Here is an 18,283-nt window from a genome sequence, read left to right on the forward strand (position 1 = left end):
GCTTTTTACTTAAGGAGGTTATATGGCGTTACCTTTACAAATTGAAACAGTAAGGCCATATCTTAATGGCCAATGGCTTCAAGTATTAGCGGTATTGGTGCCAGAACTTGATGCCGCCATTGCTCGAAAGGGCCGTCATGTGGCTTGTCCTGTTCATGGCGGTCGTGATGGCTTTAGGCTATTCAAAGATGCTGAATATACCGGAGGTGGCGTTTGTAACACCTGCGGTATCTTTCATGATGGTTTTGAACTGTTGTCTTGGATTAATGGATGGAACTTTGCTCAGTCTATTGAAGCAATCGGCCAGGTTCTTGGTATTCAACCCGGACAAATACAAGCGCCTATTCGGCCAATACCGAGTAACGCAGTTGATTGGAAGGCTAGAAAGCAGGACGAGGACAAAGCGATTATCCATCGCTTGAATCAAACCTGGGGAGAAACGTTTTCTCTTGCAGATACTCGTGCGCAACCAGTTTGGAACTACATGCATCGTCGTGGCATTGTTACCCGGCTTCGTCCTGAATGGGATTCGGTGCTGAGGTATCATCCAAACTTGCCTTACCATGATGAAGATGGCTTGTTTATCGATAGCTACCCAGCGCTGCTAGGTAAAATCGTTACTCAGCAAGGGCGTTCGGCCACGTTTCATCGGATCTACCTAAGTGAAGATGGATTCAAAGCGCCGGTTGAAAAGCCTAAAAAGATGATGCCGATACCAAGTGACAGAACAATCACTGGTGGTGCCATTCCGATAGGTGAGCCTGGTGAGGTATTAGGTGTTTCTGAAGGCATCGAAACAGCTTTAGCGGTTACCAGAGCTACGGGACAGACATGTTGGTCGGTTGTGAATGCAACGCTACTGGCTAGGTTTGAACCACCAAGTAATGTGAAAATGCTGTACATCTGGGCAGATCACGATCTCTCTGAGACCGGCCTGAATGCAGCGAATGAACTCAAGAAAAAAGCCTGGCAAAAAGGCATTCTGACACAAGTTCTGATCCCTCCGATACCAACGTCACTTGGCGTGAAAAGTTGGGATTGGAATGATGTGCTGAATGTTTACGGAGCCATGGGCTTTCCGAAAGTTCATATCTGATCTAAGGGGCTTCGGCCCCTTTTTTTGCGCCTTGCATATTTGAAAAATCATGGAGAATGAAAAATAGATAACCAATAGGAGAAACAAACATGATGGTATTAACCCTGTTAACAAAGCAGATTGATGGTGAGTTTACGGTTTACTGGAAGACCGGCCTTCGAAGAGGTGGTGAACTAAAGGTCGATTTAGGTGAGCAATACGACAAGCTAACTGAGCAGCAAAAGCCAATTGCAGCTGAGCTCTATGCGATTCATCACCTACTGTCAGTGAAAGAGGTGATGGGGAGTAACCGAAGCGGTAATGGGCTTCAAATCCGGGTCAGTAAAGGAGCTATCAAAAAGTTACAGAAACAACGCTCAACTCAGCATTCACTTTACAGCCTGACTAGGTTTTTGCTCACTCGATACCAGGAAGCACAGATATCGGTAGAGAAACGGGAAGATTGGCTCTCATATTCCTTCGAAGAATACAGCGTCGATAATGCTACCGTGAGAGAAATCGATGAGGTCATCAACGTTCCGAACATTGGGCCTGTCGTGGTGACTCGTCATGCACTGGAAAGGTTTGTGGAACGGCTTTCAGGCGGTGTACCTAAGCATCCTTGGAAGGCTTTGTGCGCTAAATTGTGTAGCACAGAATTGGCAAAATCTTTATTGCCAGAATGTATAGCTTCAAAGAAAGCAAAAAAATATTTCGTACAGGCAGAGTTTTGGTGTCATGGGAGCTCTGGTATGCACTTTGTGATGGTGCCATCAGCCAAAGCACTTACGTTAGTAACAGTGTTTAATAGATAGTCAGAAACACACACGATTCCTTCATCTATCTGGCCAATCGCTCTTACGGGGATCTTTAGCATGTTAGCTCTGTGAAATTTCTGGAGCTGACAATGAGAACGCCTTTGTTACCTTGGTTCATCCTATGGGTGACCATCCCAATCATTATTTTCTTTCTATTCATCTTGCCCGCCTATGCTAGTGATGGGCAATTCTATCAGCGTGGTCAGGAAGGTTGGTTTTGGTATCAGGTCATTCCCGAGCCAGCCGAGTCTGAAGACCTAATGAAGCCGAAATCTGGTGTTGTGGAGCCCACTAAGGACGGGCTAAAGCCTTTCAGTGCTGCCTGGTTTCGTGAGCACATGCAGTCGTTCATGGACAAGGCAATTGATGAGCCGACGAATGAGAACGTCAGAGCCTATCTGTATCTCCAGCGCGTCATGATGGATAAGGGCTCACAGTTTGCTGATGTTAGTCAGCAGGTGGTCATGGGCGATCCTGTTTTGGATGAAATCAGTCGCAGACCCTTGGCGACCTATGCTGCCAATCGGATGGATCGAGAAGCTGGCGCTCAACGTGATGTAGCTTTAGGTGAAGTAGCGAAGCGGGCTGGTTTGTTCTTTTTCTATCGTTCGGATTGCCCTTATTGCCATGCTCAAGCGCCTATCATCGAATCTATGGCCTTGAACTATGGGTTCGAGGTGTTTGCTATTGCTGTCGATGGCTTGCCTTTACCCGGTGGAGAGTTTCCCAATTACAAAGTCGATTCAGGACAAGCACAATCCTTGTCCGTTACGACTGTCCCTGCCGTGTTCTTAGTTGACCCGCCTAACGTTATTACTCCGATTGGACAAGGCGCAATGAGCCTTGATGAGCTCAATAATCGAATCATTCTCGCAGCCCATCAAGCCGGTTGGATTGACGATCAAACTTACTATGCCACCAGACCTGTTCAACCCGGCGTGTCACTCGCGATGTCAGCCCAAGAGCTTAACGAAAAGATATTACAGGACCCTGAGTTCCTTGTTCGCTATCTGCGTGCACAAGGAGGGTTATAACAATGAAAAAAGTAATCCGAGTATCGCTAATCGCCTGTGCGATTGGTTTTTCATCTATGAGCCAAGCAAGCTTGCAACAGGAGATGAACCAGTTGTTTGGTTCAATGACCAACACCACTGCGCCTGGTGTATTCGAGAGTCAGCGGCGTGGCGTTATATCTGGAGGAAGCGTTGTTGTTCGTAACAGGATCATGAACGAGAACCTCGTCTCTATGGTGCCACCGTCATTCCAAGCCGGTTGTGGCGGCATTGATATGTTCGCGGGAAGTTTGTCATTTGTTAACGCGGATCAGTTTGTTCAATTACTTCGCTCTGTTGCTGCAAACGCCAAGGGGTATGCATTCCAATTGGCGCTCAGTGCTATGTGTGAGAAATGCTCTCAGCACATGGAGACACTGCAAAAGAAAATCCAGCAGTTGAACGAGTATTTTGGTAATTCCTGTCAAATGGCTCAGGGAGTCGTGAACGATACCCTGGCTGCTTTTGGTAAAAAGGGGCAAACAGAAGCCAGCATGTTGAGCTCACTTAAAGGGGCTGGGGACATTTTTACCAGTTGGAGTGAGTCCAATGGTAAGAACCCATATGAGAACGCTTCGAGTGTCGCGGCATCTGATGTAAACAGAACGATTAAAGGTAATTTGGTTTGGCGAGCACTGAAACGTCATTCGGCATCAAGCTGGTTTGCATCGGGGGATGACCGTTTTCTTGAAGCAGTTATGTCGGTGACTGGTTCGATCATTGTTGGTGATCTAGCTAATGCCGCTGATGGCCAAGGTAAAGCCCCGAAACTGACCAGACTGAATGGCAATAAAGTGACTATTGAGCATCTAATTCACGGCGGTAACGTCGCTATGTACCGATGTGACACAGTGACACAAGACGGCTGTCTGAATCCGACAATCACTAACGTGACCCTGACGGGGTTATCAACCCAAGTAGAAAATTTACTTCTTGGTACAGGTTCCAGTAACGGCATTATTTTTAAGTTTGCTCGAAATACAGGAGCTGCTAGCACCACCGAAAAGGCTTTTATGACATCGGCTCCTGCGAGCATTGGCGGCATGATTCGAACACTTTCTGCATTAAATGAAGGGGCCGCTAGGTCGTTTGCTTCACGAACGGCACCATTTATTGCTGTTGAGATGGCGCGAGCATTGGTTGAAGACATGCTCAATGCAGCTAGAAGTACCTCCGGTGTGGAAGATCATGCCTATGCGAAGTTATTAACGGAAGACCTTGAACGTGCACGTCGCCAAATCAATGAGGAGTACGCTGCGTTGCAGCGAAGATACGGCTCAGAGCAAGAATTGCTGGCGCATTTTAACCAGGTGATTCAGACCATTCGCAAACAGCGTTATTACACCGTTAAATCTACGGCACTGGGGGAATAGGTCATGTGGGAGATCTATTCCATCGGGGATTCGGCATTTTTAGAGCAGGTCTTGAACGCTGTCGCGATGATTACTGGTACAGGCGACTTTACTTCAATGGTTCGCATTGGCTTGCTCATTGGGGTATTGATGGTCTCTGTTCAGGCCTTAATGCAAGGCGGTCGTGGCATTAACTTTCAACACGTTTTAGTCTCATGGTTAGTCTTTGCAACCATGTTTGGACCCAGTACCCGAGTGAGCATTGAGGATGCGTACACGGGACAAGTTCGAGTGGTTGATAATGTGCCCATCGGTGTTGCTGCCGCAGGCAGTACGATTTCAACTGTCGGCTTTCAAATCACGCGATTGTTTGAAACGGCGTTCTCAACTCCCGCCATGACGGAATACGGCTTTGCATCCAGTTTACAGTCACTGATTAAAGTGAGAAAACAGGTGATGGATCGCTCGGGGTTGGGTGATGCAAATCGTGTCGGTGGCTCAGATATCGAGCAATCGTGGTTTAACTACATCAAAGAATGCACCTTGATTGGCATCGACATCGGCCAAAAGAACCTAGATCAGGTGCTGAGTGATCCTAACCCGATGACTGCGATTAGGTTTGATTCGCGCATATATGGCACACGCATCATGCTCAGTGGTAGCAGTAGCGATCTGGACTGCACCGATGCCTATAGCCAACTGAAACTCATGACAGAATCAACCTTCATTCCGAGGCTTAAACAGGTTCTGTCAGCCTCATTGGGGACTTCGTCAGCCACTGACACTGATGACGTGATCCGAAATGCACTGAATAACCTTGGTTTGGCTTCGGTTAACACCCAAGAGTACATGACCGCGTCAGTGCTTTTGCCTATTTATGAGCAAAGCGTGACGGGCAAGTATATGGATGATCAAGCTTTCACCGCCGCCGTTATGGTTAATCAAGCGATTGAACAGCGCAATACACAATGGGCGGCGGAGCAGACTCTTTTCCAAAGTATCGTTCGTCCGATGATGACGTTTTTTGAGGGTTTCATTTACGCCATCACCCCTTTGATGGCCTTTGTGATAGCCCTTGGCCAAATCGGGATGCGAATGGCTGGGAAGTACTTGTTAATCCTGCTTTGGATTCAACTTTGGATGCCTGTCATGGCTATCATTAACCTGTATATTCATTTAACCGTTGCAGGGAAAATGTCGGCTCTTGATGCCTTTGCAGGTACAGAAGTGCCATCTTTTGCTGGGATGATGCAGATGGATTCAGTGCTGCAAACCTGGATAGCTACTGGCGGCATGTTGGCGTCGAGTGTTCCGGCAATTTCGCTCATGCTCGTGTATGGCTCAGCAATAACTGCAACCCACTTGGCTGGACGTCTTCAAAACGGTGATGCCATTGATGAAAAGATGGCAAGTCCAGATGTCGCGAAAAATGCCCCGGTGATGCAATCACAGTCAATGTTCCAAAATTCAGCCCTCACTGGTTCTGCTATGACCGGCGCGTCAAACCTACTTAGCAGTTTCTCTGTCGGAAATGCGGTGGGTTCAATGGTCGGCTCTGCAAAAGAATCCATGACTCAGGCAACTCAAGCCTTTAGCCGTCAGGTTGGCAATACCATGAGTCGAACCTTTGGTGAAAAGCTAAGTTACGACAACCTGTCTTCAGTTGGACGTCAGATCGGTTCTTCTAATTCCGCATCTAGCGCCGTTGTTAATCAGGTTACTGATGACCTGCAAACACGGTATGGTTTCGGAGACGATAAAAAAGATGCTGTACGTGGCTTGGTATCTGGCGTGTTATCGGGAGGCCTAAGGGTCGGTGGCGATGGAACTATTACTAATCCCGGTGAGAAAGAAGTTGCTGATAAGGGTTTTCTTGGAAGGCTTCTTGGTACGGGCGGCAATGATTCTCCACAGGGCAACTTGCCAGGAATGGATAAGCCAGATTCATCTCGTGTACCAAAACTATCAAGGGTACGAGCTGGGTTGGATCTAGGTGGTAACTTTAGTGGCCAAGTTGAGTCGTCAGAAGGCAGTTCTCGGTCTACGACCGCAAATACGCTCACTGGGGAGATGCAAAGCTTGGCATCGAGTGATTCACGACGTGCTGAGTTTCGCGATGCGATGGTTAAGGACCTTTCAGATTCAAGACGCTCTGGCGTTGAGATGTCGTTGTCTAATCAAGACTATCAGTCACTTCAGAGTTCAGCACAAGACGTTATCACGGCATCAAACCGCTTTAGTGAGCTTGATCAGGCCAGCTACAGTCTATCAGGACAAAGGAACACGGATGGTGCGACGTTAACTCGATTAGCAGCGGATAATCCTGAAGTCATGGATTATTTAGGTCGCTATATGAACCAGCATGTTGAAGCAGGTAACCGATTACGTGAAAACCTTCCAATGTATCAGCGCTTGCTACCTGATGATAATCAGGCGTATGTGGCCGCAGCTATGGAGTCTTTAACCTATAGCAACTCCTCGACGCCCGCTGAACGAGACAATGACTATCAAGCAGCAATGACTGTTATGGCCATGGCTACCGGAGCCGATTTACGATCAATTCAGCCACGCTCTAATGAAGGCTTGTCATCAACGGCACCTACTTTTGGTGGCACTCAAAGCCAAGTTGAATCCGGTGTTCTGGGAGGCTATGAGGGTGCTGCAAGAGTTCAAACGCAGTTCAATTCGGCTCAATCTGCTTACCAAACCAATCTTTCTGGTGTAGATGGACAGCTGAATGCGCATCAGCAACAAGCCCAGCAGGCCGTAGCTTCTGACACAAGTACCTATCAATCTGGACTAAACAGTGAAGCTGGCTCTCAGTGGCGATCTCGCATTATGGCTGATGATAGCGGAGTCTCAGGTGCTGAAATGTTCTTCAACAGCGCCAGTGCTATCGATGATTTCAGTGGCAAGCATACTGATGCAGCTCTGCATACCCTGAATCACTTTGGCGAAGACTATGAGAGTTACAAAGAACAAGCGCTTGAAGATCCTGGCTCACGAGGTTTCTTGCACAACGCTACTGTGGCCAGCAAATCAACCTGGGATGGCTTAAAAGCCGCCGTTGATGCAGGAACCTCTTTGGAAAACCCATTGACGGCGTTTAATGATGCATACAGTGGATCGAGTTCGCAGTATGCCTCCGAAGTAAACTGGGGCACTAAGTCTGAAGCCATGTTGGCGGGGGCATTCGGTGCGGCAGTTAACAATCGATATGGTGAGTTTCTAGAGCAGTATGCTGATGATTTTAAACAGGAAGCATACAGCGAAGGGCAGAGAATGGGATTGACCCCGATTCAAAGTCAAGTTTTCGCTCAAGCTTTCAATGAAGGTTTGGCGGGGCGCGTTTTCAATTCTGAAGACTCATCGAGTTGGTCGCCTGAAATGCTTGGTCTAAGGGAGCAAATGCTAAATGAGTATCGTCAAAAGGATGAGAGTGGCGCTTACATCCCTGACAGTGTGTCCGAAGAAGATAAAGCATTTGTGGATAAGCAGATAGCGGTGATCTCAAATGCATCGCTAGCGGGAGATTATGCTCAGAACAACTTGATCGATATTAGGGCTTATAACCAGGCATCAGGAAGGAACTGAAAATAGAAGGTAGCCAGCTTGTGGTGGGCTGGCTATTTTTTTGGCTTTTTGGGATACCTTGGATAAAAGCCATCAAAAAACGAATGGAGCTTATACCAATACCATTTTTCTTCAATGCTCAAAGTTCTACCCGAATCTTTAACTTGGCTACTCAAGAATCTAATTCCAGTACAAATAGCTATGAAAAAGAGTCCCAAACCAACAATTGTCCAACTCGCTTGCCAATATGCGATTGCTAAAAGCATCGTGATGATGGCTATTAGGCCGATGGGGTTACAGGTCGCTTTGAATCCCAAGTAGCCGAAAAAAACGACGGTGCAGAACAGAAATGGTAAAGCCGCTAACTTGGCTGATGCTGTTAATATTTCTGATGGAAAAAAGTGAGCCGCAGCCAAAGTCGCCAGAAAAAGCCCCAGTGATATAACCCAGCAGCGTGCTGGTAAAGATTTAAGTAAGTTTGCCATCTTCTTAGTTCTCTCAAAGTGCACGGGCGGTGCACAATCAAATCATGCATCAGCATGTTAGTTCTCAAAAAGTGCTCTAGTGGTTTGCTCGGCCATAATCTCACACACAGGACATTTAAGCTGAATGCGCTGTTGAGATACCGTCAAATAAAGACTACCGCATCGACACCGGTGTAAGGATGCAAGCTGTGATCTTAAATCACGAGCTAGAACCCAACCTTCATTGATGGTCAGTTTTTTCCAGGGGATCTCAGCTGGAAGATCTGCTTCTTCTCTTGCAACCAAGTACGCATCGTAAGCCTTCATCAAAGCATCGATATTTAATTGCTTGTAGACATTATCACCACCAATATTGACATAAAGCGCCATCAGTAGAGAGCCTTCAACTAATGCTCTTCTGCTTTTAACAATGGCATCAGATTCTGGCAATTGACCAGGACAAGGTGACTTGCCAGTCACTTCTTTGTGAAGCCTTCTGATAATGTGGATTGGCAAACCAGTATCGAGCGCGATTATGGTTGTTCGAAATCCGTATTTAATAAGTAGCGAGGCTCGGGTAAACAGCTCACTTTTGGACAGGTTATCAATCATGCATCCCCCTTGTTGTTTAGGGTTGATAATAAATAAGCGATTCTTGGGATACCTGTGCCTTTGCTCTTCACCATCTCAATCAGTTGGCTTTGGTTACCCCTTGGTTGAAACAGCATGAATGATGAGGTCGCCACTCGTTGCAGGTCGTCAACACCAGCATTAATCAGAGCATCAACCACGTCGCGTGTAAGTCCAAAGCGCAAGACGGCCTCTTGCGGATCAATGCGCGCCAATTCGCGTGCTGCGTGCAGGTACGCCAAATTTAATTGATAGAAGTCTTGTTGATTGGTTGTCATTGACGGACCTCCAGTTCATGTAAAATATTGCGATAGATAGAAAGCACTCTTTGCCCATACCAGCGTGCACGCTCTTCGTTCCAACTGTGATAGCGGCCTATGCCAAGCTCTAAATCGTTTGGTGAAGACTTGATTGCTTCGGCCAAAATACTTGAGCCGACGGTAAGGTTGGTGATGGGGTCTAGCAGTTCCGCCGGTGAGCTCACCCGATGCCCATGCCAATGCAAATTGATTTGCATTAGGCCAATATCGAGCTGGTATTTTTCACTCTCTTGAAGTGCCTGGTTTAACAGTTGCTCCGCTTCTGTCTTAGATTTGGCGTAGGTTGCGTTTGAACCATTGCGAATTGCGTATGGCCATGGACTGGTCATGTTGAGACCACGATGTGAGGCGGACTCAGCCAAGGCAACGGCGTAGAGCATGACAGGATCAATACCAACGCTTTGTGCTGCTTTTTCCCACTGATAGCCCGGAAACGCATAGACTGAAGTGCTTGCGGACATGGCTATCACTAGGGCAATGGTTTTTGCTTTAATCGTTTTCATTTTTGTCCTCTAATTGATTTCCGAGAAGCGCCTGAATGGCTTTCGGGCTTATTCTTTTTAATGGCACTGCGCTAAAGTCGGCGATGCCTCTCGTATAAACTTGTGCCGCTTTTGACCAGTCGCCTACGGCAACAGGCGCTTGCATATCAAATCCTTTTTGCTGGTTCTGATGGTCTGCAATACCTTGTAATAGCCTTGGGTATTCACCCACTTCGTCCCGCAACAAGTAAGCCTGGTAGCGTGTTAAAAACTCTTTTTGCTTAAATGGGTATTCCCTGTCATCAACTTTGCAGAGTTCAACCCATCCCCCCATGTCTGAAATCACGCGGTGGATAAGTGCATCGTCAAACATCACGGATGTCCAAGCGCCAACCTGACGAACTGCCTTGTCAACTTTGTTCCAAGCAACCATGGCTCTTGAACCCGAGTTGCCATCGATATGCTTGATGACGTCAGCGGGCTTTGGAAAAAATTGCCCAGTATCCGGTGATTGAATATGCCGAGTCAGACCGATTCGCACTTCTTCAATGCTGTAAGCACGAAGGGCTTCAAATGCGATGGATAGCAATTGCGGTGATACGCTTTTGCCATACATGGCCCAAGCTGCTCCCCAGACTTCAGCAAACTCGCGTTTATCAACCTCTTGCACTTGAACGAACCTCCCGAATACCTGGTCCGGCCCAGCTTTCAGCAATGCGGCGATTGCTTTCTTCAATATTCAATTGGTGATTGCTGCCCTTTAGGCTCGTCGATGATTGCTGTACTTCATCAATGCGAACGTACTCGTCTTCCCATTGCCGGTTTAAAAGCCAGTTATGTGGGATAGGGGTCTTAGTCCGATCTTGATACTGCAATCGGTTGTCTCGTTGCTCTTTCCAGCGTGTTAGCACTTCCAAGGCGAGTTCATGGTCTTCATTGAGGCCCATGCGTAGCCATTCTTCTTTGGCTTTCGCTTTTTTTTCTTTGCGTATTTGTACATCCCAGAAGTCTTCAAACTGTATGTGGTCAACAGTTTTAACTGTTGGTTTATTGCTTCTCTCAGAGTCATCCGACCGTTGAGAGTCCCTTACCGGGTTGCCATCAGGCATAAACAATGATGAAAATTCTTCTGGTAGCCGAGCTTGAAAAGCGGCAAGAGATTTCAAAAGCGATGCCATACCAATGAAGTCGGCAGGTACATCTTTAAGCAACCGAAAGGCTGCCTTACCTTGGTTTGGGTTTTCGATTGGGTTGTGCTTCAGAAAGCTTCGAATCAAAGTCCAACCAGATGCCTCGCAACGAATCAGGAACTGATCTTGTTCTAACTCACTTAACGTCTTGGCAACCTGTTGCTCATCCCAGTTCAAGTCAGAAGCAACGTAACCAATCGGCAGTCGAAAGCAGCCAAGCAAATTACAATGTGGGCATGTAAGCAAATACAGTCCTAGCAACTTCGCTGAGTCACTCCAGGACAAAACATTTTGCTTTAGCCAAAAGCGGGTATAGACCTTGCCATAATCACGCATGGAGGAACTCGCTTTTGTGTTTACGTAAAATGCTGACCATTATTTGCCCTTAATCCTACTGGTTACTGGCTTTCAGCTCGCTTGGGCATTCGGGATAGATGTCCGGTCTTAACTGAGATCGGGTTACCTGTCCTTGCGTAGCTTGTTCGATGGGTAAAACGAATTCAGCGGGAACACGCCCTGATTTATTCAACCAAAACCAGACGTTTTGCTGCTTTGAGTTGATGGCTCGTGCTAATGCTGATTGCCCGCCGACCAAGTCAATGGCACGGCGGAGATGTTTTTGTGTCATGTTGAACACTTCCATACCGTCTCCTGTTACAATAAAAACTGTTACAAGATTGAATGTTACAGTTTAAACTGTAGATAAGTCAACAGTTAAAATTGTTGAAAGGCTACAGTTTTATTTGTAGAATACGGGCTTATGAAAACTTTATCCGAACGACTAAACCATGCCTTGCAGCTTACTGGGGTGACTCAGTCTGAGTTGGCTCGTCGCATTGGTATTAAACAGCAGTCGATCAGCCAGATTTGCTCTGGTAAATCGGCTAGGTCTCGTTACACCATGCAGATCGCGGAGGCGCTTCGCGTGAATGCTCATTGGCTCGCCACAGGTGATGGCGAGATTGGCTTGGGGGTCGGTAATGTAGAAGTCGGGCCTGATATTAAGGGAAGAATTCCTCTCATTAACTGGGTTCAGGCCGGTGATTGGACTGAAATAGCGGAGGGATTTGCCCATGAAGATGCTGAGGAGTGGCGTGAAGTCACTGGGAAAGCACATGAGGGTTGTTTCGCACTTCGCGTAAAAGGCGACAGTATGGAAAATCCAAGCGGAAAAAAATCCATACCTGAGGGAGCAGTGATCGTTGTTGATCCTGAGTTACCTTACTCTTCAGGTTCATTGGTTGTTGCGCGTTTGGATGATTCGAAAGAAGCAACCTTTAAGCAGTTGGTTATTGATGGTGAACAGAAGTATCTAAAACCTTTGAACCCGCAATACCCGGCAATACCGATCAACGGCAACTGCACCATCATCGGTGTAGTACGACAAGCTATCATCGATTTCTGGTAGCGAAGGAATTTGTGGTTTAGCCACAGTTGTTCATGAGCTGAAGAAGCAACGATTGCAAACAGCTACAACTGAGCACTGGCGCACGCTGAGAGTAAATGGTAACCGATTAGATAACCATTGATTGTTTATAAAGTCAAGATCAGCGAAAATAGCGGCCAATTACGATTAACACGACGGATTTGACAAGCGAAGAACTGAAAAGAGAGTACTTCCAAAAGTGTGTACAAATCCGTGTACAAACTAAAAGAATTTATACATGGCAAACCAAGATTTTCTTAATGAAATCAATAAGCGAAGGACCTTTGCTATCATCTCGCACCCGGATGCGGGTAAAACCACCATTACTGAAAAAGTATTGTTGTTCGGACGCGCCCTACAAACTGCAGGTACCGTAAAAGGTAAAAAGTCAGGTCAGCATGCTAAATCTGACTGGATGGAAATGGAAAAAGAGCGTGGGATCTCGGTAACCACCTCGGTCATGCAGTTTCCATATAACGAGCACTTAGTTAACCTGCTGGATACTCCCGGACACGAAGACTTCTCTGAAGATACCTATCGTACGCTAACAGCCGTTGATTCATGCCTTATGGTTATCGACGCCGCAAAAGGTGTAGAAGACCGGACTCGAAAGCTAATGGAAGTTACCCGTCTGCGCGATACGCCGATTGTAACTTTCATGAACAAGCTTGACCGCGATATCCGCGACCCTATGGAACTGCTCGATGAAGTAGAAACCGAGCTTGATATCCTGTGTGCACCAATCACTTGGCCAATTGGCTGTGGTAAGAGCTTTAAAGGTGTATATCACCTTCACCGCGACGAAACTATTTTGTATCAAAGCGGCCAGGGTCATACTATTCAAGACGTGCGCATTATCAAAGGGTTAGATAATCCTGAGTTAGATACTGCAGTAGGAAGTGACCTAGCTGAAACCTTGCGTGACGAGCTTGAGCTTGTACGCGGTGCATCTAACGAATTCGAACAAGATCTTTTCTTGGAAGGCCAGCTAACGCCAGTATTTTTCGGTACAGCATTAGGCAACTTTGGTGTTGATCATATGCTTGACGGTTTGGTTGAGTGGGCACCTGCGCCACTTGGCCGCGAAACCGAAGAAGGGACTATCGAAAGTACCGATGGTAAGTTCAGCGGCTTCGTATTTAAAATTCAGGCCAACATGGACCCGAAACACCGTGACCGCATCGCGTTTTGTCGTATTGTTTCGGGCAAGTACGAAAAAGGCATGAAAATGCGCAACAGCCGTTTAGGTAAAGATGTGCGTATTTCTGATGCATTGACCTTCTTGGCTGGTGACCGTTCACTGCTAGAAGAAGCCTATGCCGGCGATATCATCGGCTTGCACAACCACGGTACCATTCGCATAGGGGACACCTTCACGTCAGGCGATAACTACCGCTTTACGGGTATTCCAAACTTTGCGCCTGAGCTATTTAAACGCATCCGCTTGAAAGATCCGCTTAAGCAAAAGCAGCTGCTTAAAGGGCTGATCCAGCTTTCTGAGGAAGGGGCGGTACAGGTGTTTAGACCGCTTGCCAACAACGATTTGATTGTGGGCGCAGTAGGTGTGCTTCAGTTTGACGTAGTTGTCGCTCGCTTGAAAGCCGAATACAACGTAGACGCGCTTTATGAGCATATTAACGTGAGCACTGCCCGCTGGGTTTACTCTGACAATGAGAAGAAGCTTGATGAATTCCGCCGTAAAGGTGAGCAAAACCTTGCACTAGATGGCGGCGATAACTTGACGTACATCGCACCTACTATGGTGAACTTACAGCTAGCGCAAGAGCGCTACCCTGATATTCAGTTCAAGAATACGCGCGAAAATTAAGCTAATAAAGATTAAACAAAGACACAATATATTATGAATATACATGCACTATTAGTTAACCGTTTCACTGAAGCTCTACAAGAAATGGGCGTAGAAAATGCGCCGGTGCCAGTTTCGCGCAGCGCTCGACCTGAATTTGGTGAGTATCAGTTTAACGGCGCGATGGCGCTAGCCAAGCAGCTTAAGCAAAAGCCGCGCGATATTGCAGAAAAAATTGTTGAAACTGTAAAGCTCGACGATATTGCCAGCAAGCTAGAAGTGGCTGGCCCTGGTTTTATCAACGTGCATTTAAATGACGAATGGCTGTCTAATCAATGTGAGTTGTCGCTAACCGACCCACGTTTAGGTATTGCTAAGTCAAAAGAACAAAACATTGTTGTTGATTACTCATCGCCTAACCTGGCCAAAGAAATGCACGTGGGCCACCTGCGTACTACTATCATCGGCGATGCTGTGGTTAAAGTACTTGAGTTCTTGGGCCACAATGTTATTCGTCAAAATCACATGGGCGACTGGGGCACACAGTTCGGCATGTTGCTTGCGCACCTTTCAGACAAGCTACAAGATGAAGTGGCTGAAACTGCGCTCTCTGATCTTGAAGACTTTTACCGCGAAGCCAAAGTTCGCTTTGACGAAGAAGAAGGTTTTGCCGACCGCGCCCGTGAATACGTAGTTAAGCTGCAGGGTGGTGACGCTCAGTGTCTGGCGCTTTGGGAAAAGTTCATTGACGTGTCTATTGCTCACTCAGAAGAAGTGTACGACAAGCTAAACGTAAGCCTGACCCGTAAAGATATTATGGGTGAGTCGGCTTATAACGACGATTTAGCCAACGTAATCAGCGATCTTAAAGCGAAAGGCCTTGCAGTAGAAGACCAAGGTGCGCAGGTAGTATTTATACCTGAGCTTGCTGATAAAGAAGGTAATCCTGCGGTTTACATCGTTCAAAAGTCGGGTGGCGGCTATTTATACGCAACGACAGACCTTGCGGCAATGCGCTATCGCAGCGGCAAGTTAAACGCTGACCGTACGCTGATTCTTACTGACGCTCGCCAGGCGCTGCATTTCAAACAAACTGAAATTGTGGGCCGTAAAGCGGGCTTTATGAAAGAAGAGCAAACTTACGAGCATTGTCCATTTGGAATGATGCTAGGCAGTGACGGTAAGCCATTTAAAACCCGTACTGGCGGTACGGTTAAACTGGTCGAATTGCTTGATGAAGCCGTTGAGCGTGCGGGTAAACTTATCGCAGAGCGTGACAACGATTTAAGCGAAGACGAGCTTAAAGAAGTCGCTCACAAGGTGGGTATTGGCGCTGTGAAATACGCTGACCTGTCTAAAAACCGCACAACTGATTACATGTTTAACTGGGACTCCATGCTAAGCTTTGAAGGTAACACCGCGCCTTACCTTCAGTACGCCTATACCCGTGTGAAAAGCTTGTTCAGAAAAGCGGGTGTGGATATGGCCACCATGCCAGTAGATATCAATATTGCTGAGAAACAAGAGCACGCGCTAGCTGTATTACTTATGCAGTTTGAAGAGGTGATTGGTACAGTATCTCGTGAAGCCACGCCTCATGTACTGTGTACTTACCTCTATGACGTAGCTTCGGCATTTATGTCATTCTACGAAGCCTGCCCAATGCTAAAAGATGGTATTGAGCCAGCGGTGCGTGATAGTCGTTTAGCCTTGTCAGCTTTGGTTGCCAAGACGCTAGAGAAAGGATTAACCCTACTTGGTATTGAAACACTAGAAAAAATGTAGTGTTCGCGGTACAACATAGTTATTGATATTGAAAAGGCTGACAATGATTGTCAGCCTTTTTTTATGCAAAATAAAGAACGTCAAAAATACATTGTCCGTTTGCGCTAATCATAATCCTTACTTCTCGATTAGAACCGATGGCGTAATAAATTCTTATAAAGTAAACGATAAAGACGACTCAAATTAACGACAGGAAACTCAAATGACTAAGATCCTTGCATTTGCAGGCAGTACCCGTAAAGGTTCATTCAACCAAGCTATTATGAAAGTTGCAGCCGAAGGCGCACGTGAAGCTGGAGCAGAGGTTACCGTTATAGACCTAGCCGACTTTCAAATGCCGTTGTTTAATGAAGATGAGGAAGCCGAGTTTGGCATGCCTGAAAAAGCACGGGCGTTCAAAGAGTTGCTAATGAGCCATGATGGTTTTCTTATTGCCTCGCCAGAATACAACTCAAGCTATCCAGCATTGCTAAAGAATGCCATTGACTGGGCATCGCGCATGGGGGAAGGCGAAAAGCCATTACAAGCCTATCGCGGTAAAGTAGCTGGTATTATGGCTGCGTCTGCTGGTGGGCTAGGCGGCATGCGCGTGCTGGTGGTACTAAGAATGTTGCTTGAAAATCTAGGTACTATGGTATTGCCGAACCAAAAAGCTATCGCGAAGGTAAATACGCTTATGGAAGGCGGCGTAATAACGGACGAGAAAACCATTAAGCAGCTTAAAAATTTGGGTAAAGAAACCGCTGAGTTGGCTGATAAGCTAGCTTAAGATATAGGAGCAGGGTAGCTAGAGAAAGCCGTCGGCACTCTAGCTTTGCATGCCGCAGTTTTTGTATCCATGCTAAATAAATATATTTTTGAAATTGCCTCGATTAAATGGGCGATATCTAACACGACACACAAATAGCACCATCAAGCCCCTTCATTGCCAACCTTAGAAAAACAAGTTTAGTTCACAATACGGCATAAAAACCGACCCCATGGCCAGTCGTCAATAGTGTCTTGATGTCATAGCCTAGCTAAGTGCATTTGCACATTACTTTACTTGAAAAAGGAGCTTTATTGTGGAAGAAATTAACATTAACGAACTCAATGACGTCGCAGGAGCAGGGATTATTGGCGATATCATGTATGGTATCGGTTACGGTGCTGGCTATGCAGGTGGCTATTTCTACAGCCATGTAATGACGTCAAACCGTTGGTTAGACGATGTCGCTGAATTCGTACTACCTTAAGGAACTATGCTATGGAAGAGTTAAGTCAAGAAGAACTAATCCAATGTAGTGGCGGTTACTTAGGACGTGTATTGACCTATATGACTTTGGTTGATCTGGCCTATGATTTCGGCAGAGGGCTCGGCAACGGATTCTACGATGGTGCAAACGAGCCAGAAATTCCTTAGTGTTGATTGAGCAGGCCTTGGTCTGCTCCTTTAACTTTATGTAAATATGGACAAGGCAAACAATTATGGACAAAAAAAAATATAGCCACGTAGCATTTTGGTTTCTTGCGGCAATCAATATTATCTCTCTCTTTGAGAGTATTATCACGAAAGAAGGGGGGGCGCTTTTAACAGAGCCCGAGTTTCAAAACTTACTTTTACTCGCAATTCTTCAAAAGCTTACAAGTGTAAAAACATCGAGTGCAGACGATATTATTTAACGTGTTATGTTTCGAACCCTTTACATTAACTTGGTGCCCCGTGCTGAAGAAAGCCGCTAAATCGAGAGCGGCTTTTTTGTCATATTTCCTAGCCAATTTTTATCTATTTTACGCCGCGCTAAGTTTCCAGGTGGCTAGCCAAACTACCAACTCAGTGACTGGAATTATGGCTGCGTCTGAAGGCGGTACTGCGCATGTTACTTAAAAATCTCGGTACTATGGTGCTGCCAAACCAAAAAGCTATTGCTAAGATTAATACGCTCATGGAAGATGGCGTAATTACAGATGAAAAACTACTAAGCAGCTTAAAAAACTTAGGGAAAGAAACCACTGAGTTGGCAGGATAACTGTCTTAGTTTTCTTAATCTAATATCAAATGGTAGTTTTTTTTATATTCGACACTCCCTCAGTCTCCTGCCTAAAGTACAATTGTAATCCGCATTTTTTGATTTAATATCAAACATACTTTGAACAAGTAAACGATAAAACATACTTTTAGGTTCTCATTTATTGATGTTAGCGCAGACCCGAGTCATTTTCTTTTTCTCTTTAGCGATATATCTATCGTTGGGAACGTTGATCATTTCCTCTTTGTTCATTTCCTCCTCAATTGCAAAACCGGCGTTTTTCAAGGTAGTTGTCGCCTG

At 46.2% G+C, this 18,283-nt stretch carries 20 protein-coding genes; 13 read left to right on the forward strand and 7 right to left on the reverse strand.

Translation table 11 applies throughout. From position 1 onward, the window contains the following. The first annotated feature begins 22 nt into the window (after positions 1-22). The 5 genes from ACX5KA_RS17440 to ACX5KA_RS17460 all read left to right on the forward strand — a co-directional run bounded on the left by ACX5KA_RS17440 (position 23) and on the right by ACX5KA_RS17460 (position 7,891). Positions 23-1,096: a DUF7146 domain-containing protein gene (locus tag ACX5KA_RS17440; protein WP_024023024.1), complete on the forward strand. Its 1,074-nt coding sequence runs from the start codon at positions 23-25 to the stop codon at positions 1,094-1,096. Positions 1,097-1,185: 89 nt separating this feature from the next. Continuing rightward, positions 1,186-1,890: a hypothetical protein gene (locus ACX5KA_RS17445; RefSeq protein ID WP_024023022.1), complete on the forward strand. Its 705-nt coding sequence runs from the start codon at positions 1,186-1,188 to the stop codon at positions 1,888-1,890. Between the two features lie 92 nt (positions 1,891-1,982). Beyond that, a complete protein-coding gene (locus ACX5KA_RS17450; RefSeq protein WP_024023021.1) occupies positions 1,983-2,927 on the forward strand; it encodes a thioredoxin family protein in 945 nt (314 codons plus the stop codon). A gap of 2 nt (positions 2,928-2,929) precedes the next feature. After that, positions 2,930-4,318: a conjugal transfer protein TraH gene (locus tag ACX5KA_RS17455; protein ID WP_024023020.1), complete on the forward strand. Its 1,389-nt coding sequence runs from the start codon at positions 2,930-2,932 to the stop codon at positions 4,316-4,318. Positions 4,319-4,321: 3 nt separating this feature from the next. Further along, positions 4,322-7,891, forward strand: coding sequence for a conjugal transfer protein TraG N-terminal domain-containing protein (locus tag ACX5KA_RS17460; protein ID WP_458731762.1), 3,570 nt, complete (start codon positions 4,322-4,324; stop codon positions 7,889-7,891). A gap of 32 nt (positions 7,892-7,923) precedes the next feature. Here the strand turns inward: ACX5KA_RS17460 and eexS are convergent, their stop codons facing one another. Genes eexS through ACX5KA_RS17495 form a run of 7 tightly spaced genes read right to left on the reverse strand, consistent with a single transcriptional unit; the run spans position 7,924 to position 11,599 of the window. Then, positions 7,924-8,355 (reverse strand): entry exclusion protein EexS, encoded by a 432-nt coding sequence (gene eexS / locus ACX5KA_RS17465; RefSeq protein WP_024023018.1) that lies wholly within the window; start codon positions 8,353-8,355, stop codon positions 7,924-7,926. 57 nt (positions 8,356-8,412) lie between these two features. Next, positions 8,413-8,946 (reverse strand): FlhC family transcriptional regulator, encoded by a 534-nt coding sequence (locus ACX5KA_RS17470; RefSeq protein WP_000566753.1) that lies wholly within the window; start codon positions 8,944-8,946, stop codon positions 8,413-8,415. Next, complete coding sequence (locus ACX5KA_RS17475) at positions 8,943-9,242, reverse strand: flagellar transcriptional regulator FlhD (RefSeq protein WP_000210563.1); 300 nt, start codon at positions 9,240-9,242, stop codon at positions 8,943-8,945. Before ACX5KA_RS17475 ends, ACX5KA_RS17470 begins: the two co-directional genes overlap by 4 nt. Then, positions 9,239-9,787 (reverse strand): lytic transglycosylase domain-containing protein, encoded by a 549-nt coding sequence (locus ACX5KA_RS17480; RefSeq protein ID WP_024023017.1) that lies wholly within the window; start codon positions 9,785-9,787, stop codon positions 9,239-9,241. The genes ACX5KA_RS17475 and ACX5KA_RS17480 overlap by 4 nt, the downstream gene beginning before the upstream one ends. Continuing rightward, positions 9,774-10,436, reverse strand: a complete 663-nt coding sequence (locus ACX5KA_RS17485; RefSeq protein WP_007105460.1) for a DUF6475 domain-containing protein — start codon at positions 10,434-10,436, stop codon at positions 9,774-9,776. Before ACX5KA_RS17485 ends, ACX5KA_RS17480 begins: the two co-directional genes overlap by 14 nt. Then, positions 10,423-11,292, reverse strand: a complete 870-nt coding sequence (locus ACX5KA_RS17490; protein WP_024023016.1) for a hypothetical protein — start codon at positions 11,290-11,292, stop codon at positions 10,423-10,425. The genes ACX5KA_RS17485 and ACX5KA_RS17490 overlap by 14 nt, the downstream gene beginning before the upstream one ends. A 55-nt stretch (positions 11,293-11,347) precedes the next feature. Next, a complete protein-coding gene (locus tag ACX5KA_RS17495) occupies positions 11,348-11,599 on the reverse strand; it encodes a helix-turn-helix domain-containing protein (RefSeq protein WP_024023015.1) in 252 nt (83 codons plus the stop codon). Between the two features lie 117 nt (positions 11,600-11,716). Here ACX5KA_RS17495 and ACX5KA_RS17500 point away from each other — a divergent pair, with 117 nt between their 5' ends. The 8 genes from ACX5KA_RS17500 to ACX5KA_RS17535 all read left to right on the forward strand — a co-directional run bounded on the left by ACX5KA_RS17500 (position 11,717) and on the right by ACX5KA_RS17535 (position 17,983). Next, positions 11,717-12,364 carry a LexA family protein gene (locus tag ACX5KA_RS17500; RefSeq protein WP_000854920.1) on the forward strand — a complete coding sequence of 216 codons (648 nt, stop codon included), beginning with the start codon at positions 11,717-11,719 and terminating at the stop codon, positions 12,362-12,364. A 256-nt stretch (positions 12,365-12,620) separates the two neighbouring features. Next, positions 12,621-14,210 carry a peptide chain release factor 3 gene (gene prfC / locus ACX5KA_RS17505; RefSeq protein WP_458731763.1) on the forward strand — a complete coding sequence of 530 codons (1,590 nt, stop codon included), beginning with the start codon at positions 12,621-12,623 and terminating at the stop codon, positions 14,208-14,210. Between the two features lie 33 nt (positions 14,211-14,243). Then, positions 14,244-15,974 (forward strand): arginine--tRNA ligase, encoded by a 1,731-nt coding sequence (gene argS / locus ACX5KA_RS17510; protein WP_039222925.1) that lies wholly within the window; start codon positions 14,244-14,246, stop codon positions 15,972-15,974. A 202-nt stretch (positions 15,975-16,176) separates the two neighbouring features. Beyond that, positions 16,177-16,743: an NADPH-dependent FMN reductase gene (locus ACX5KA_RS17515; protein ID WP_458731764.1), complete on the forward strand. Its 567-nt coding sequence runs from the start codon at positions 16,177-16,179 to the stop codon at positions 16,741-16,743. Between the two features lie 295 nt (positions 16,744-17,038). Continuing rightward, complete coding sequence (locus tag ACX5KA_RS17520) at positions 17,039-17,209, forward strand: hypothetical protein (RefSeq protein WP_156964788.1); 171 nt, start codon at positions 17,039-17,041, stop codon at positions 17,207-17,209. A gap of 11 nt (positions 17,210-17,220) precedes the next feature. Then, entirely contained in the window at positions 17,221-17,376 is a 156-nt protein-coding gene (locus ACX5KA_RS17525; protein ID WP_156964787.1) for a hypothetical protein, read from the forward strand. Between the two features lie 65 nt (positions 17,377-17,441). Beyond that, entirely contained in the window at positions 17,442-17,636 is a 195-nt protein-coding gene (locus ACX5KA_RS17530; RefSeq protein ID WP_039222921.1) for a hypothetical protein, read from the forward strand. A gap of 194 nt (positions 17,637-17,830) precedes the next feature. Further along, positions 17,831-17,983 carry a hypothetical protein gene (locus tag ACX5KA_RS17535; protein ID WP_458731765.1) on the forward strand — a complete coding sequence of 51 codons (153 nt, stop codon included), beginning with the start codon at positions 17,831-17,833 and terminating at the stop codon, positions 17,981-17,983. The last annotated feature ends 300 nt before the right edge of the window (positions 17,984-18,283 follow it).

Source organism: Alteromonas alvinellae, from assembly GCF_902705805.1.